This is a genomic window from Acinetobacter sp. NigerLNRRAM0016, assembly GCF_054112845.1.
In genome coordinates this window covers 76,055-93,593 of record NZ_JBSYVT010000006.1, presented here as the reverse complement: position 1 = coordinate 93,593, position 17,539 = coordinate 76,055, and the positions used below count along the sequence as shown (strand labels likewise).

16 protein-coding genes, 1 tRNA gene and 1 pseudogene are annotated in these 17,539 nt (G+C 41.3%); 10 read left to right on the top strand and 8 right to left on the bottom strand.

All coding sequences use genetic code 11. From position 1 onward, the window contains the following. The first annotated feature begins 29 nt into the window (after positions 1-29). The 4 genes from mutS to ACWQ4X_RS06160 all read left to right on the top strand — a co-directional run bounded on the left by mutS (position 30) and on the right by ACWQ4X_RS06160 (position 5,095). Positions 30-2,666 (top strand): DNA mismatch repair protein MutS, encoded by a 2,637-nt coding sequence (gene mutS, locus ACWQ4X_RS06175; RefSeq protein WP_457903086.1) that lies wholly within the window; start codon positions 30-32, stop codon positions 2,664-2,666. 463 nt (positions 2,667-3,129) lie between these two features. Next, positions 3,130-3,453 carry a ferredoxin FdxA gene (gene fdxA, locus ACWQ4X_RS06170; RefSeq protein ID WP_004938070.1) on the top strand — a complete coding sequence of 108 codons (324 nt, stop codon included), beginning with the start codon at positions 3,130-3,132 and terminating at the stop codon, positions 3,451-3,453. A 134-nt stretch (positions 3,454-3,587) separates the two neighbouring features. Then, on the top strand, positions 3,588-4,304 hold the full coding sequence (locus tag ACWQ4X_RS06165; RefSeq protein ID WP_100242966.1) for a D-Ala-D-Ala carboxypeptidase family metallohydrolase: 717 nt from the start codon (positions 3,588-3,590) through the stop codon (positions 4,302-4,304). Positions 4,305-4,429: 125 nt separating this feature from the next. Further along, the gene (locus ACWQ4X_RS06160; protein WP_457903085.1) at positions 4,430-5,095 is read left to right on the top strand and encodes an O-methyltransferase; all 666 of its coding nucleotides are present in this window, start codon (positions 4,430-4,432) and stop codon (positions 5,093-5,095) included. Positions 5,096-5,223: 128 nt separating this feature from the next. Here the strand turns inward: ACWQ4X_RS06160 and ACWQ4X_RS06155 are convergent, their stop codons facing one another. From ACWQ4X_RS06155 to ACWQ4X_RS06120, 8 genes are all read right to left on the bottom strand, one after another. After that, positions 5,224-6,066: a universal stress protein gene (locus ACWQ4X_RS06155; RefSeq protein WP_142768427.1), complete on the bottom strand. Its 843-nt coding sequence runs from the start codon at positions 6,064-6,066 to the stop codon at positions 5,224-5,226. Between the two features lie 122 nt (positions 6,067-6,188). Then, positions 6,189-6,806 (bottom strand): acyltransferase, encoded by a 618-nt coding sequence (locus ACWQ4X_RS06150; protein WP_100242969.1) that lies wholly within the window; start codon positions 6,804-6,806, stop codon positions 6,189-6,191. Further along, positions 6,799-7,395 carry an IMPACT family protein gene (locus ACWQ4X_RS06145; protein ID WP_457903084.1) on the bottom strand — a complete coding sequence of 199 codons (597 nt, stop codon included), beginning with the start codon at positions 7,393-7,395 and terminating at the stop codon, positions 6,799-6,801. Before ACWQ4X_RS06145 ends, ACWQ4X_RS06150 begins: the two co-directional genes overlap by 8 nt. Before the next feature lie 125 nt (positions 7,396-7,520). Further along, positions 7,521-8,267, bottom strand: coding sequence for an LPS export ABC transporter ATP-binding protein (lptB, locus tag ACWQ4X_RS06140; protein ID WP_100242971.1), 747 nt, complete (start codon positions 8,265-8,267; stop codon positions 7,521-7,523). After that, positions 8,267-8,833 (bottom strand): lipopolysaccharide transport periplasmic protein LptA, encoded by a 567-nt coding sequence (gene lptA / locus ACWQ4X_RS06135; RefSeq protein ID WP_142768425.1) that lies wholly within the window; start codon positions 8,831-8,833, stop codon positions 8,267-8,269. Before lptA ends, lptB begins: the two co-directional genes overlap by 1 nt. After that, positions 8,817-9,371: an LPS export ABC transporter periplasmic protein LptC gene (gene lptC / locus ACWQ4X_RS06130; RefSeq protein ID WP_457903083.1), complete on the bottom strand. Its 555-nt coding sequence runs from the start codon at positions 9,369-9,371 to the stop codon at positions 8,817-8,819. Before lptC ends, lptA begins: the two co-directional genes overlap by 17 nt. 44 nt (positions 9,372-9,415) lie before the next feature. Then, complete coding sequence (locus ACWQ4X_RS06125; protein WP_100242974.1) at positions 9,416-9,955, bottom strand: KdsC family phosphatase; 540 nt, start codon at positions 9,953-9,955, stop codon at positions 9,416-9,418. Between the two features lie 3 nt (positions 9,956-9,958). After that, a complete protein-coding gene (locus ACWQ4X_RS06120) occupies positions 9,959-10,936 on the bottom strand; it encodes a KpsF/GutQ family sugar-phosphate isomerase (protein ID WP_100242975.1) in 978 nt (325 codons plus the stop codon). Between the two features lie 255 nt (positions 10,937-11,191). On the opposite strand from ACWQ4X_RS06120, the gene cysS reads away from it, so the two are divergent. The 6 genes and pseudogenes from cysS to ACWQ4X_RS06090 all read left to right on the top strand — a co-directional run bounded on the left by cysS (position 11,192) and on the right by ACWQ4X_RS06090 (position 17,536). Continuing rightward, positions 11,192-12,613: a cysteine--tRNA ligase gene (gene cysS / locus ACWQ4X_RS06115; protein WP_457903082.1), complete on the top strand. Its 1,422-nt coding sequence runs from the start codon at positions 11,192-11,194 to the stop codon at positions 12,611-12,613. A 65-nt stretch (positions 12,614-12,678) separates the two neighbouring features. Next, a tRNA-Gly gene (locus ACWQ4X_RS06110) sits at positions 12,679-12,754 on the top strand. Between the two features lie 138 nt (positions 12,755-12,892). Then, positions 12,893-13,068, top strand: a pseudogene (locus ACWQ4X_RS06105) (IS481 family transposase); the annotation flags it as partial. Next, a complete protein-coding gene (locus tag ACWQ4X_RS06100; RefSeq protein ID WP_457903081.1) occupies positions 13,065-13,220 on the top strand; it encodes a hypothetical protein in 156 nt (51 codons plus the stop codon). The pseudogene ACWQ4X_RS06105 and the gene ACWQ4X_RS06100, both read left to right, overlap by 4 nt. Before the next feature lie 135 nt (positions 13,221-13,355). Then, the gene (locus tag ACWQ4X_RS06095) at positions 13,356-15,584 is read left to right on the top strand and encodes an OsmC domain/YcaO domain-containing protein (RefSeq protein WP_457903080.1); all 2,229 of its coding nucleotides are present in this window, start codon (positions 13,356-13,358) and stop codon (positions 15,582-15,584) included. A gap of 428 nt (positions 15,585-16,012) precedes the next feature. Next, a complete protein-coding gene (locus ACWQ4X_RS06090) occupies positions 16,013-17,536 on the top strand; it encodes a cryptochrome/photolyase family protein (RefSeq protein ID WP_457903079.1) in 1,524 nt (507 codons plus the stop codon). The last annotated feature ends 3 nt before the right edge of the window (positions 17,537-17,539 follow it).

Sequence of the window (17,539 nt, the reverse complement as noted above, 5' to 3'; positions counted from 1 at the left end):
CATTATTGAAACTTAAGGATTTCATATACATGAGCTTGCAAGACATCATAGCCAATATTGATTCACACACTCCTATGATGCAGCAGTATTTAAAAGTCAAAATGCAGCATCCTCATGCCTTAATGTTTTATCGTATGGGCGATTTTTACGAATTATTTTTCGATGATGCACATAAAGCAGCCAAACTACTCGGTATTACGCTCACTCACCGTGGCAAAACCAATGGTAATCCTATCCCCATGGCAGGCGTGCCCTTCCATGCCGCAGAAGGTTACCTTGCGCGTTTAGTCAAAAAAGGCGAAACCGTTGTAATTTGCGAACAAGTCGGCGAAGTCACAGGCAAAGGACCTGTAGATCGACAAGTTGTACGTATTCTCACCCCGGGTACGCTTACTGATGATGCTTTGCTGAATAGTCATCAATCTTCAAATTTAGTTGCACTGTGCTTACAGCAGAACCAAATTGGTATTGCGCTACTCGATTTGAGTGCAGGTATATTCAAAGTACAACAGCAAGATTTCAAACTGGAACAACTCAGCATTGAATTGGCACGTCTGATGCCAAGTGAAATTCTGGTCGATGAAGATATTGTTGATCCGAATATTTTAGAGCAAGTCAAAAAACAGCTCGACTGCCCAGTGACCAAGCGTCCAAATGTAGACTTCAATTTAAATAATGCACAAAAAACCTTGTGTGATCAGCTCGGTGTTTCAACCCTCTCTGGTTTTGGTATTGATCATTTACCGTTGGCAAAAGCTGCGGCAGCCGCACTGATTCATTATGCCAAAGAGACGCAAAAAACCGCTTTGCCACATATCCGTAGCATTCAACTCGAACAAAGCAGTGACTTTATTGCACTTGATCCCGTCACACATCGTAACCTAGAAATTGTCGAGCCATTGTTTGAACATGGCACCTCATTATTTCAACTGATCAATGACTGTCAAACCGCAATGGGCGGACGCTTACTCAGCCGTACTCTCATGCAACCCCTGCGTGATACCGCCTTACTCGATGCACGTCTGGATGCCATTCATGCTTTTATTAAAGGCTATCATGAGTCCCCGATTCGCTTAGTCCTCAAGGAAATTGGCGATATTGAACGGATTTTAAGCCGTGTCGCTTTAGGTAGTGCTCGTCCACGTGACTTGGTACAACTCCGCCATGCTAGTGCTCAATTGCCTTTCTTGCGCCATGCAATCAACCCCATCGTTGCCAACCAAGAATCTCAATTGGTTCAGCAATTAAATGAGGAATTGGGAGATTTTCATGGTTTGCATCAACGCTTACTCGCAGCCATTGTCGAAAATCCACCTGTACTGTTACGTGATGGTAATGTCATTGCCGAAGGTTTTGACAGTGAATTGGATGAGTTACGTAAAATCCGCGACCATGCTGGACAATTCCTGATTGATCTTGAAATTAAGGAGCGCGAAGAGTCTGGCATTTCAACCTTAAAAATCGGCTACAACCGTGTCAGTGGTTATTATATTGAACTGACCCGTGCTCAAGCAGAACAGGCGCCTGCACATTACATCCGTCGTCAAACCTTAAAAAATGCGGAACGCTATATCACCCCAGAACTGAAAAGTTTTGAAGATAAAGTATTATCCAGTGAATCTCGTGCATTAGCGCGTGAAAAAATGCTGTTTGAAATGCTCTTGGACGAACTACGCCAAGAGATTGCAGCTTTACAGATGATGAGTGCTGCGATTGCACAGATCGATTTACTCAGCAACTTTGCCCATCAAGCGCGTTTAAGAAACTGGACTCGACCTGAATTTAGCCCAGAAACGGGCATCAATATTATCGCGGGTCGCCATCCTGTGGTAGAGGCTTTGAGCAAAACAGCCTTTACCCCAAATGATACGCATCTGGATTATGCGCATCGCATGGCGATTATTACAGGTCCAAATATGGGCGGTAAATCAACCTTTATGCGTCAAACAGCACTGATTAGCCTGCTTGCTTATTGTGGTAGCTTTGTCCCTGCACAGTCCGCTGTGCTAGGTCCAATTGACCGTATTTTCACTCGTATTGGTTCTGCTGATGACTTATCGACAGGTAAGTCGACCTTTATGGTGGAAATGACGGAAACCTCGCAAATTTTGCATCATGCAACCAACCAGTCATTAGTACTAATGGATGAAGTTGGGCGTGGTACCAGTACCTATGATGGTTTGTCTCTGGCTTGGGCCTGCGTTCTAGACCTGACCAAACGTGTGAAGTGCTTATGCCTGTTTGCAACCCATTATTTTGAACTTACCGAACTCAGTAAAGAGTCTGGTATTTACAATTACCATGTCAGTGCTAAAGAACTAAATGGCAATTTGATTCTACTGCATAAGGTTCAGCAAGGTCCTGCCAGCCAAAGTCACGGTTTACAAGTTGCAAAATTGGCAGGTATTCCAGCCAATGTCATTAAAGAAGCGCAAAACCGCTTGAAGATTCTGGAGCGTCAACAGCAGCAACATGTAAATACCGCAGTACAACGTGATTTGTTCACCGCTACTGCGCCTGTTGAACCCGACATTATTGAACGCGTGGTTGAAGTAGAGAAAGTCTCACCTGCGCTGGAAATTTTAAAAGAGCTGGATGTCGACAACCTCACGCCACGCGAAGCTTTACAACACTTGTATATGTTAAAAGAACAGCTCGACAATTAAACCCTTCGCCATAGATCGGTTCAGATTAACCGATCTATGGTTTCATCCGCTTAAGCCATAAATTATGCAACTAAAAATCTAAATCACTGACCTTATCTTTGCGATACCTAAGAGCAGCATCGTCATTTAAACGCTTTGGACTAATTTATAGGCAATAGAATTAAAATATAGCCCTATAAACATACACTTAATTTGTATATTTATATGTTTTAATTTCCACCACCCTTATAGAAACACTGAGATAGACAAAATCCTAAACACTTGTTTTATATAAACTAAAAACAACATCCTCCATACAGGCTTGAACTCAAATATTGAATTATTGCTATTAATTATCATTTACTTAAATGTATTTCATGAGTTTGAATAACAAATATCAATAAAAGGAATTGTTAGTTGCCCCTTTTTTTGCCTAAAATACTGCATGAGTAAATAAAACCATATTATTTAGGTAGCTGTCGCCATGACCTTTGTTGTCACTGAAAACTGTATTAAATGTAAATATCAAGATTGCGTAGAAGTTTGCCCTGTTGACTGTTTCTACGAAGGTCCTAACTTCTTGGTGATTAATCCAGACGAATGTATTGACTGTGCACTATGTGAACCAGAATGCCCAGCAAATGCAATTTTCTCTGAAGATGAACTTCCAGAGGGTCAAGAAGTATTTATCGAACTAAATGCTGAACTTGCACAAAAATGGCCAAACATCACTCAAATTGGTGACCAGCCTGCAGACCGCGAAGAATGGAATGGCAAAGCTGACAAGTTACAATACTTGGAAAAATAAGCCATACAAAAGATCAGCAATTGCTGATCTTTTTTTATACCAAAAGCACACATTTGATTGCAAAATTTCCTAATTTACATCCCCCTTTTCGATTAAAATAAGCATCTATATTTCTAAGCATTTGATTTTCATACATGAAGCATTTTTTCAAGGGTGTGCTCACATTGAGTATGATCCCTTTGGTTATGATCGGATGTAGTTCATCTCCTCATAAATCTGGGCAAGGCACACCTCATGGAAAACGGATTTTCATTCCTCAAGAACGTGTCATTATTGAAAGACCGATACCTCCCAAAATCATTCCCTATACCTACAACAGCTGGGTCGCAGCCAGTGATAACTTACGTCGCGTTCGTGAATATGAGGTTTTTCTAGAAAAGAATAATGTCGGTAATATTATTCCGAGCTTCGAATTGTTACGTACCGCAAGAGACTGGCAAAAATGTGGTCGCTCGCAATACATGATTCCAACCCGTGAATTATGGGCAAACCAAGTGCCGACCTTAAGAGTGTTCAAATATTTGGTGGCAGCAAAAGTCCTCACCGACTTTGAAGTCACGTCGGTGTATCGTGATTTAACACTCAACCAATGTGCAGGTGGAGCAAGCTCTTCGCGTCACTTGTTTAATTCAGCCATCGACTTCCGTATTGGACCTGAATATCCACAACCTGAAGATTATGCTTTTATTGAAAATACCAAGTTCAAATTGTGTCAATTCTGGGAACAACATGGTCAAAGCCTAAATATGGGCTTAGGCTTATATGCTTCAGGTCAAATCCATATTGATACTCAAGGCTATCGCACTTGGGGACCTGACTTAAGTCGTTATTCATCCATGTGTAATTACTAAAACATCATTCAATCACAGAGGTCTTCGCACCTCTGTTTTTATTTTAATGATTAATCTTCAGAGAGAATTGAACTCTGTCTGGAAAAGTTTAAAATGCTCTGATTCGAAATTTAGGCGCTAAGATTATGCAAGAAATGTGGTCTGAGATTGATAATTTTATCGATACACATTTAATTCCTGAAGACCCAATCCTGTTACAAACCCTTGAAAATACTGCTCAAAAGGGCTTTCCTGACCACCTCGCTGTTGCGCCAAATCAAGGTATGCTGTTACAAATGCTGATTCAGATGAATAGCTGTAAACGCGTACTGGAGCTTGGAACCTTTGCAGCGTATAGCACCATGTGGTTAGCGCGAGCACTCCCTGAAGATGGCTATATTCTGACGATTGAAGGGCGTGATACACATGCGGCTTTAGGACAAGAGAATATTGACCGCGCCAATTTACCGCAAACCATTGAGTTGAAAGTAGGTCGTGCAGCAGATGTGCTTAAAGCTCTACCAGCAAACTTTGAGCCTTTCGATTTCATTTTTATTGATGCGGATAAACAAAGCTATCCTGAATATCTTGAGCTGAGCCTAGATCTGTCGCATTCTGGTACAGTGATCGTGCTAGACAATGTGATTCGCGCGGGTGATATCATTAATCCTGACAATCACAAGCCAAGTATCGAAGGCATACGTGAAATGTTTGCGCGCTTACAAAACCATCCACGTTTATTATCATGTACTGCACTACAAACTGTAGGAAGTAAAGGACATGATGGTTTTGCGATCGCAATCGTAAAATAATAAAGAAAGGACAAAAAACAATCTATTGTATTTTTATTTTAAAATACAATTATTTACAGAGCTTGTCCATATAGTTATCCACATATAATGCGGATAACTATATCGCTCACAGCTCACACTTTCATTGTTTATTTAGCAACCAAGAGTGGTACTGTAGAATTCCTGAATATGGTGGTGGTAATGCTTCCCAAAAAGAACTGGTGAATTTTACTGTGGCTAAATGCCCCCATGACCACTAATTTAATATCATGTTCTCGCTGATATTCCAAGATGTTTTCTGAAACATCGCCATAACGGTATTCCACCACCACATCTAGACCCGCATCACGCAAGAACTGCGAAGGCTCATTCAAGATTTCAGGATGATCTCCCACATACAGCAAATGACATTGTAATAGGCGCAGCAAATCACTTTGCGCAATGCGTTGCATCATCTTGACGCAGGTTGGTGAATATTCATAAGCAAAAATAAAACGCGTTGGTGGAACAAAGTTCTCTCCCACCGTCAGTACCGTACTACTCACTCCACGGATAAAGTTTTCAACATTGCCACCAATTGGTTTATTACGTTCCGCTGAGCGCTCCCCGACTCGCCCAATTACCGCAATATCATCTTCTTTCAACACATGGAAGCTTTGTTCTAAAAAGTCCCCTTTTTCCTGAATATGGGTCGCGTCTAAGCCATATTTGTCTTTGACCATTTCAGAAATGTGATTGAGTAAGTTGTTGCTATAGTCCAAAGCCAATTGACTTTGTTTTTGTTCAAGCTCTGCTAGCTCTTTAAGCAGCATTGCATTGCTTTCAAAACCAATAACCCCGCTAATTTCACCCAAATGATAGCTGGCTGGATAGTAATCTAGCACTTGTAATAACACGAGTTCGCGTTGTGTTTGTTTTGCAATCCAAGCCGCTGCTTCTGCGACAGCATTGATGCAGGGAGAAGAATCTATACACGCTATTACCCGTTTCATTGTTCGCCTCTCAATTAGTCTCTTGTGACTATAGGTCTAGTTGTTGACTCTAAACTTAGCACATCTATACAAGAGTTGGCAGCTTTTCTGTAACCGAGAGTGATGAAAAATATACAATTATTCTATTCACGGTAACGAATAAAGCGGGCTGGATTACCAGCCACGATTTCTTTTTCACCGACATCTTTGGTGACCATGCTCTGCATTCCAACAATGGCATGATCGCCAATTTTTACGCCATCCTTGATGCCCACGTGTGCACCCAGCCAAACATCACGCCCAATCTCAATGCCTTGTGACCGAACTGGCTGCTGATAAATGGGTTGATCAAGCTGCATACCATGATCAAATGCATACAGATGGCTATAGGCAGCAATACGCACCTGATCATGTAATTTAATCCCCACGCGTCCACCATCCAAAATACAGTGATGATTAATGGCGACCTCATTGCCAATATCTAGTGGTCCATGCAGGGTGCAATCCGCTGCAATAAAACAATTATCACCTATGCGTATCGTACGACCACGCTCTGCAAAAATATGTGCGAGTGGTGAGATAAAACAGTTCTTCCCTATCTCAACCGTTTCCATCTCACGTAAATACTGCTGATATTCGTTTTGCCACTGTTCTGCCCACGCACGATGTTTCGGCTTTAAGCTCCAATACAGCCAAGGCATATAGTTAAGTCGGTGTTTATGTTGCTCACGATATTTGAGTAATGGATCTGGCTCAGTCATGCTGTTCTTCCACTAGCTTAAGTTGCTCACGTCCGCGCGTGACATCACGAATTTTAGCTGCCAATTCTGGAATTTGATGGACTTGTAACTGCAATTCGACATCAACACCATCCGCAGTATATTGTTCTTGGAATTCTATGCCCTGCTGCTGCATTTCATATTGAAAAATAGACCACTCTGAAAATTGGCAATTAAAATGTGCCATTTTCTTTTCTATCAATTCAATTTTTTCAGCCAAAAGTAGACATTGCCCTGCACTGCCTCCATAGGCACGCACCAAGCCGCCTGTACCCAGTTTGACCCCGCCATACCAGCGATTCACCAATACCAGCACATTGGTCAGCTCATTACCCTCTATGGTGGCTAGAATAGGACGCCCTGCTGTGCCTGAGGGTTCTCCATCATCATTAAATCGGACCTGATGTCCAATTTTCCAAGCCCAGCATTGATGCGTCGTCGTGATGTCTTTATTTTCTTCCAGAAATGCCTTTACCGCTGCTTCATTTTCAACAGGCACTGCGATGGCTTGAAAACGACTTTTCTTAATTTCTTCTTCGTAACTGACTTGGGCTGCAATAGTGAACGGCATATGTAAAGATAACCAACAGGAATAGCACAATTGTAACGTGTTTCAATTCTTAACCTAAACACGAGTTAATAAAAAACCCCCATATCTATGGAGGTTTTCTCTTAAAGATTATTCAGCGTTTAAGCTTAAACCATGAAATCTTCGCCCAAGTAAACCTGACGAACGGTTTCATTTTCTAAAATTTCTTGTGGTGTGCCTTCTGCAATCACGGAACCTTCACTCACAATATAAGCGCGTTCACAAATTGCTAAAGTCTCACGTACATTGTGATCGGTAATTAGTACACCAATACCGCGATCTTTAAGCGTACGAATAATATCTTTAATATCATTCACCGAAATTGGATCGACCCCTGCAAAAGGTTCATCCAGTAACATAAATTTAGGGTCGGCCGCTAGAGCACGGGCAATTTCAGCACGACGGCGCTCACCACCTGACACACTCATTCCCAAAGAATCTTTAATATGGGTAATTTTGAAATCCGCCAATAATTCTGCTAAACGCTTTTGGCGTTGTTGCTTATCTAAATCTTTACGGGTTTCTAAAATCGCCATGATATTTTCAGAAATGGTGAGTTTTCTAAAAATAGAGGCTTCTTGCGGTAAATATCCAATGCCCTTACGCGCGCGCTCATGCATGGCAAGGTCTGACATATCCAGATCATCCAGATGGATTTCACCTTTGTCCATACGCACCAGTCCAACCACCATATAGAAGCTGGTGGTTTTACCTGCACCGTTTGGACCAAGCAAACCGACAATCTGTCCGCTTTGCATGCTAAATGAAACATCTTTCACTACCCAACGCTTACTGTAGTTCTTCGCAAGGTGCTTAATACAAAGGGTTTGTGTCGCAGTCTCAACCTGATCCATTAATCACGTGCTCCTGGGAAGGATTTAGTACTTGAAGGTGGAATCACAATTTGCACACGACCAGATGATGAACCTGTGCTGTTTGGCGTACCTGTCGCTTCAATATCACCTTTGTTCATGCTGTATTTTAAGGTGTTACCGCGAATACTGGCGCCATCTTGCTCTAACAACGCACCGCCAGACATGGTAATGATGCCTGTTTCTGCATTGTAAACAATTTTTTGCGCTTGCCCTTTGGCTAAGCCTTTATTGGCATCTAACTGCTGTTGGAAACGTGCTGGCGAACCCGATGCAGTAATTGAACTGATCTGTTTTTTCTGGTTTAGATTGGCAACAATCGATGCTGCCTGTAAACGCATGGTGCCCTGTTCAATAATCACATTACCCGAGTATGTGGTTACACCTGTTTTTTCATTAAAGGTCGCACGGTCAGCCACCAAAGAAATCGGCTGATTACGATCCGATGGAATTGCAAAAGCAGAAGATGCAGCAATGATCCCAAAACTTAGAACAACTGCTTTTTTAAGGAAAGCTTTGTAAGCTTGAAACTTAAGATTTTGGTTCATACTTTCCTCGAATATTAAAAAATTCGTATTGACCATCATTTAAATTGGCTTTCAGTCCCTGACTCACAAACTCTGCTTGAGAAGATTGTACGGTCACTTGACGGTTTGTTTCTATTACGCGGTTTTCAGGATATGCAGTCAGCTCATCTGTCAAAAACTGCATTTTCCCTTGCCCTTGATCGAGCAACTTGGTTGCCACAACTTGCTGAGATAACACAACTTTTTTGTTGTCCTCATAGCCATTGGCTTGTTTAGCAAAGAATGTTGCATCTACAGCACCATTTTTATACAGAGAGGCAGTCAAGTTTTCGAGTTTGGACGTTTGCTTCTGCATGTCTTGTTCTAGTCGGTCCACTTGAGCACGAACATAGAGATTGCCCGCATCATCAGTTTGGGTTAGATTAATTTTTTCTGCGGAGTAGGTCATACTCCGTGCAGACTCAATTTCTAATTTATTTCCCTTACCACTGTAATAGTAATAACCACCACTTACAGCAGCAATTGCAATCGCTGTGATATATAAAACTTTAGTATCCATAAGTGTGGTTCTTCACTAAAAACAATTATGTACGTATATAAACATTAATGCGGGATTGTAATAAATTTTTCAAGTAGCTCTTGGTAAGTCCCTTTAGCCATGAGCAGCATGTCGCAGATTTCACGAACTGCACCACGACCGCCCATCGCTTGAGTGACCAAGTCTGCACGGCGGCGTACTTCAACATGACCATTGGGTACGGTAACTTTCATACCAGCAATGGCAAAAGCAGAAAGATCAGGCCAGTCATCCCCCATATAGAGACAGTCTTCAGGGGAAAGATTGAGTTGTGCACAAGCTTCACGTAAAGCCACGCCTTTGTCTTCGCGACCTTGGAATACCAAGTCCACGCCTAAATCTGACATACGTTTTTCAACGATATTACTTTTACGACCTGTAATAATAATTACTTTGATGCCAGACTTTTGCACCAACTTCATGCCTAAACCATCACGAATATCAAAGGATTTAATTTCATCCCCTGTATTGGTCAAAGTCACAAAACCATCACTTAAAATACCATCGACATCTAACACTAGCGCTTGAATATGACGTGCTTGCTCTAATAAAACATAAGATGCCATGGATTAGTTTACCCCTGCTTGAATTAAGTCATGCATGCTGATGACACCAATGACTTTATTGGCAGCATCAACCACTACAAATTGGTTAATTTTTTTATCGCGTAATTGTTCTAAGGCTTGAACAGCACGTGCTTCCTGCGAAATTGTCGCTGGATGTTGAATCATCACTTCTGAAACAGGCAAATTCACATCGAACCCTTGCTGTTTATCAATTAAACGGCGTAAATCACCATCGGTAAAAATACCCAATAGACGGTCTTCTGCATCTACAACCGTAGTTAACCCCAAACGCTTATTAGAGATTTCATACAACACTTTATTCATAGGTGTTTCAGGTGCTACTTTTGGCAGTTCTGCACCTGTGTGCATTAAGTGTTTTACATGTAATAACAAGCGTTTACCCAACGCACCTGCTGGATGTGAACGCGCAAAATCATCTGCGGTGAAACCGCGCGCTTCTAACAAAGCCACGGCTAGAGCATCACCCAATGCCAAAGTTGCAGTGGTACTCGATGTTGGAGCAAGACCCAATGGGCAAGCTTCTTGAATGTTACCTAGCGTCAATGCGACATCTGCATTTTGTGGCATTGGGCCGGTATCATCACCGCTGATGGTAATTAAAGGCACTTCCAAATGCTTGATTAATGGCATTAACATCATAATTTCATCACTCTTGCCTGAGTTTGAAATTGCAATGAGTACGTCACCACGTACCAGCATGCCTAAGTCACCATGTCCAGCTTCACCAGGATGCATGAAAAATGAAGGTGTGCCTGTAGAAGCAAAAGTCGCCGCCATTTTACGACCAATATGTCCTGACTTCCCCATACCTGTGACCACCAAGCGCCCTTTGCACTGCAAGATAATTTCACAGGCACGGCTAAAACGCTCATCAATTTGAGTCGCTAATACCCCTAAAGCTTGTTCTTCAATGCGCAAAGTTTCTAATGCGGCTTTCTGAAAATCGATTGGATTCGGCATGGTTTGTAGATTCAACGTTGGCAACCTTAAACTCAATAAGAGTTGATTTTAGGGAGTTTCATCATTGTAGAAATAATGACTTACCCCAGTCTCAAGCAAAAAATAATTTTCGCAATTTTATCATATCTATGCAAATGCATCGTTTCTAAATGTATAACTTTTCACTTGCTTATAAAAATAACGTATAAAACTTTGTGAATCATGGACCTTACGTTATGATGAGAAATCTTTTTGTTATCGCAATATGTAAGCCCTATGCAACCTTTTGTTCTTTACAATTCAGAGCAACGTAAAAAAGTAGAATTCGTACCGCGTAAAGAAGGTCATATCGATATGTATGTCTGCGGCATGACTGTGTACGACTACTGTCATATTGGACATGCGCGCGTCATGGTTGCATTTGACTACATTATTCGTTTTTTACGTAGTCAGGGCTGGAACGTGAAATACGTTCGCAACATTACCGACATTGACGACAAAATTATTAAACGTGCCAATGAAAATGGCGAAAGCATTACAGCACTGACAGACCGCTTTATTCAGGCGATGAATGAAGATGCAGAGAATTTGGGCTGTTTACACCCAGATGAAGCGCCACGTGCGACAGAATACATTGACCAAATGCAAAGCATGATTGGTGACTTGGTTGATAAAGGCACCGCCTACCCAGCAAGCAATGGTGACGTGTATTTCCAAGTGGAAAAATTTGCCAAATATGGTCGTCTTTCGGGTCGTAAACTTGAAGATATGCAAGCAGGCGCATCTGAACGTGTTGATGTTGAAGTTGAGAAAAAACATCCTTTTGACTTTGTACTCTGGAAACATGCCAAAGAAAATGAGCCCGCTTGGGCTTCACCTTGGGGCAATGGTCGTCCAGGTTGGCATATTGAATGTTCAGCCATGTCGACTTGCTGCCTAGGCAACCATTTTGATATTCACGGTGGTGGTTCAGACTTGATGTTCCCGCACCATGAAAACGAAATTGCACAGAGTGAAGCATCTACAGGCGAACAATATGTTAATTATTGGATGCACGTGGGCTTTATTAATGTAGATGGCGAGAAAATGTCGAAGTCTTTGGGCAATTTCTTCACTATTCGCGATGTGATGGATAAATTCCACCCTGAAGTGATTCGCTATTTCATTGTGTCTTCACACTATCGTAGTCCAGTGAACTTTTCTGATGTCGCGCTCAAAGAAGCGAAAACGACGTTAAGCCGTTTCTACCATTCATTTAAAGCTTATCAACAAGTTTATGGCACCCATGTAGTTGAACAGCTTGATGATGCATTAGTTGAACGTTTTAATGCGGCAATGCGTGATGACTTTAATACTGCTGAAGCAATTGCAGTGTTGTTTGAAATTAACAAAGAGCTCAATCGTTCGGTCAAAGAAGAAAATGCTGAGCAAGCTGCGGTATATTATGCAACCTTACGCCACCTTACCAATATTCTTGGTTTGGCTCAGCACGATGTTGAAGAATTTTTAAAATCGGATATTGGTCAAGAAGCTTTAGGCTTGTCTGAAGCTGAAATTGAAGATTTAATCCAGCAACGTCAAGATGCCAAGAAAGCAAAAGATTTCGCAAAAGCCGATGGTATTCGTCAATCATTATTGGATCAAGGTGTGGTTTTAGAAGATACACGCCAAGGGACAGTATGGCGACGTGCTGATTAATTAAGCAGTTGTGCTGTTAGAGAGTTGACAGTGTAATCAAACTCTCTATAATGCACATCCATATTGCGGGAATAGCTCAGTTGGTAGAGCACAACCTTGCCAAGGTTGGGGTCGCGAGTTCGAGTCTCGTTTCCCGCTCCAAAATTTGAAAGGCGCTTATCGAAAGATAAGCGCCTTTTCTTATTGTATTTTATAAAGTTTTATCTTTATCAATTTTGCTTGTTCCTTCACTATCATCAATCCCATCTCCTCCCTCAAAAGAAAAGATGACCATGATTTTTGTTAATGAAGTTTTATCAAATTACATTTAAGAAGAAGCTGTATAGCAGAATAGAGGAATTACAAGCTGATCTAGACGTTTGGCTGAAATTCTATAATACTGAACGAACTCATAGGAAAAAATGTGCTGTGGTCTCACACCACTAGAAAAACTATTTGATGGGAAGCGAATTTGAGCCGAGAAGAATTTAGCTCAAATTTAACCTTACAGGTACCTACAAAAATGGATAACGGTAAGATTGGGTTTGACCTAGTAAATTTAAATAAATCTAAAGATAGCATTTCCACTTTGAGCGATAAATCTGTAAAATTAGCTCGCATTCGTTAAGCCGTTTTTAATCAGCCCCAATTCTTTGACTGATTCTTTTTGCAAACCAATTTCTTCATTGCATTCTGCTTTTAATTCAATATTTTAGACGCGTATCTGTCTGGTTTAGGCTGATAAGCTTCATTAGGTGCCCACATGGAAATTAAAGTCAATTATCTCGATAAACTTCGACTTGAAGCTAAATTTGATGACTTTACTGTAATTGCTGACCAACCAATTCGCTACAAAGGCGATGGTTCAGCACCAGGACCATTCGACTATTTCTTAGCATCTTCAGCAATGTGTGCAGCATACTTTGTGAAGGTCTATTGCCTTGCACGTAACATTCCAACTGATAACATTCGCTTATCGCAAAATAATATTGTCGACCCTGAAGATCGCTATAAACAAATTTTTAAAATCCAAGTTGAACTTCCTGCGGATATTTCAGAAAAAGACCGTCAAGGGATTTTACGTTCGATTGATCGCTGTACAGTTAAGAAAGTGATTCAAACTGGACCTGATTTTGTGATTGAAGAAGTTGAAAGTATTGATGCAGATGCGCAAGCACTTTTAATGCCGAATTTAGCTTCTGAACACCTCACCCATATCACAGGTAAGGATTTACCTTTAGAGGAAACCATTGCGAACATGTCAGGCTTATTGGCTGACTTGGGCATGAAAATTGAAATTGCCTCTTGGCGTAATATTGTGCCAAATGTGTGGTCATTGCATATTCGCGATGCACATTCGCCAATGTGTTTCTCGAACGGTAAAGGTGCGACCAAAGAAAGTGCTTTAGCATCAGCATTGGGCGAATTCATTGAACGTTTGAACTGCAACTTGTTCTACAACGATCAGTTCTGGGGTGAAGAGATTGCGAATGCCGAGTATGTGCATTATCCAGAAGAAAAATGGTTCCAGCCTGGACCGAATGGTGAATTACCGCCAGAAATTTTAGACGAATATTGCAAAGCCATTTACGACCCTGAAAATGAACTTTTGGGTACTCATTTATACGACACCAACTCAGGCAATATTGAACGCGGTATTTGCTCACTGCCATACGTGCGCCAGTCCGATGGTAAAGTGGTGTACTTCCCAACCAATTTGATTGAAAACTTATATTTAAGTAACGGGATGAGCGCGGGCAATACCCTTGCTGAAGCACAAGTCCAATGTTTATCTGAGATTTTTGAGCGTGCAGTAAAGCGTGAAATTATTGAAGGTGAAATTGCACTGCCAGATGTTCCTGCTGACGTACTGGCGAAATATCCAAGTATTATTGAAGGCATTAAAGGTTTAGAAGAACAAGGCTTCCCTATTTTAGTCAAAGATGCATCGCTGGGCGGTCAGTTCCCTGTGATGTGTGTGACCTTAATGAACCCGCGTACGGGTGGCGTATTTGCCTCTTTCGGTGCGCATCCAAATATGCAAGTGGCGATTGAACGCAGCCTGACCGAACTGATGCAAGGCCGTAGTTTTGAAGGCTTGAATGATTTACCGCAACCGACCTTTAGCTCGCACGCTGTGACAGAGCCGAACAACTTTGTTGAACACTTTATTGATTCGAGTGGTTTAGTCTCTTGGCGTTTCTTCAGTGCAAAATCTGAGTATGACTTTGTCGAATGGGATTTTAGTGCTGAAGGACATGCGAAAAATGTCGATGAAGCCAAGACTTTATTTGATATCTTGAAAGACATGGGCAAAGAAGTGTATATGGCAGTTTATGAGCATTTAGGTGCGACAGCTTGCCGTATTTTGGTGCCTGACTATTCAGAAGTGTATTTGGTTGAAGACTTAATCTGGGACAACACCAACAAAGCCCTGTTGTTCCGTGAAGATACGCTGAATTTACATCGTTTGGATGATGAACAGTTAGAAGCGTTGGTTGAACGTTTAGAAGAAAGCGAACTCGATGACTATACTGACATCAAGACCCTAATCGGGATCGAATTTGATGACAATACAGTGTGGGGGCAGCTCACCATTCTTGAATTAAAGCTCATGATTTATTTGGCTTTACAGCAGTTTGAAGAAGCCAAAGAACTGGTTGAGACTTTCTTGCAATACAACACCAACACGGTTGAGCGTGGCTTGTACTACCAATGCTTAAATGTGGTGCTTGAAGTTGAGTTGGATGATGAGATGGAGCTTGAAGATTATGAAGCGAATTTCCGTCGCATGTTTGGCGATGAACGCATGGATGCCGCAGTAGGTTCAGTGGATGGCAGTGTTCGATTCTATGGATTGACACCAACCAGCATGAAGCTGGAAGGATTGGATCGTCATCAACGTTTGCTTGATAGCTACCAAAAATTGCATGCTGCACGTGCAAAATATTCAAGCATCTCTAAAGCAGAATCGCTAGTTAATTCGATCTAATTCAGTTTCGAGTATAGAAAAGCTTTGGGTCATACTTCTCATTCAAGAAGTATGACCATTTTCTCTGTTCATCTAACGAGGAAAAGTTAACTTAGCTGAACACCATATTTTACGGTTGATCAACGTTGTTGCATAAACTTGCCGATGATGTCTGAATATTTTTTGTTTGATTTCTTCTCACATAAATTCGAAGAATTAAAATCACAACTTTTACATAAGAAATTGAACTTATTAATCCTATATCTAATTTTCAACCCAATCACTATAGCTTGTATAAAAAAATATATTAAACCTCTGCATTATCGAAAAAATAGATTAAGAAACAAGTACATCACTAAATCGCTTCTAAAGTTTTAAAACATTGCTTCACAGAAAATTGAGATTTATAGACATACACTGATAAGTATCCTTCTAATGAAGTCCAGCTCATGCGTTTTGGTTTAATTTTAGGTGATCAATTAAATCACCAACTCGCCACTCTCAAGTATTTAAACCCCGCAGAAGATCTCATTCTTATGGCGGAAGTACTTGAAGAAACAACGTATGTCGCTCATCACCCACAAAAAATAGCGCTGATCTTTAGTGCCATGCGTCACTTTGCTAAAGAGCTACAAGCCGCAGGTTGGAAAATTCGTTATCACACCTTCAAACGGGATAGCGAGATAAAAAAATTACTTGATTTCATTCAGCATCATCAACAGTTATTCTCTGCAAGTGCACTGGTGATCACGCAATGTGGTGAATATCGTTTACAGCATGAAATTGAGACTTCATGGGGCAAAACACTGCAACTCCCCGTTATTTGTTTGGAGGATGATCGCTTCTTTTGCGGTATAGAACAATTTAATCAATGGGCTAAAAAATACAAAACCCTGCGCATGGAATATTTCTATCGAGAAATGCGCAAGCAAACTCAATATTTAATGCATGAACAGCAACCCATAGGTGGGCAATGGAATTTTGATCAAGCCAATCGTAAAGCATGGTCTGGAAATCCACCGCTGACTAGCCCATTAGTATTTGAACGTGATCAAATTGATCAAGACGTAATTGAGCTAGTCAAAAAAGAGTTTTCTCAACATATCGGTAATATAGAACCATTTCACTGGGCAACCACGCGTCAGAATGCGCTGCTAGTACTCCATCATTTTATTACGCATTGCTTGCCCTACTTTGGCGATTATCAAGATGCCATGATTCATGGCTCAGATTTTATGTTTCACAGCCTGCTTTCACCCTACTTAAATTGTGGCTTACTCTTGCCCAAAGAAGTCTGTGACGCTGCGCAAATGGCTTATTACAACGGTCAAGCTCCCTTGAATGCCGTCGAAGGTTTTATTCGACAGATTTTAGGCTGGCGAGAATTTGTTCGCGGAATTTACTGGTTATACATGCCTGAATATCGTGACCAAAATGCACTCCAGCTTACAACGCCTTTACCCCAATATTACTGGACAGGCGATACTAAAATGGCATGTATGGCCGAATGTTTCCGTAATACATTTCAACATGCTTATGCCCATCATATTCAGCGCTTAATGATTACGGGGAACTTTGCACTTTTGACTGGTGTCTATCCACATGAAATTTGCGAATGGTATTTAGCTGTCTATGCCGATGCTTATGAATGGGTCGAATTACCCAATACCTTAGGCATGGTGATGTATGCCGATGGTGGTTTAATGGCAACTAAGCCTTATGCGGCATCAGGCAATTACATTCATAAAATGTCGGATTATTGCCAGCACTGTACGTATAACGTCAAGACCAAAACCGAAGCAGACAGCTGCCCATTTAATAGCCTGTATTGGTATTTTATGCTTCGGCATGAGGCTTTACTTCGACACAACCCACGAATGTCTATGGTCTATAAAACACTTGATCGTCTGCAAGATAAAGCCAAGATTATGGCTCATGCCCAGTCACTATTGAAACAACTTGATCAATTGTAAACC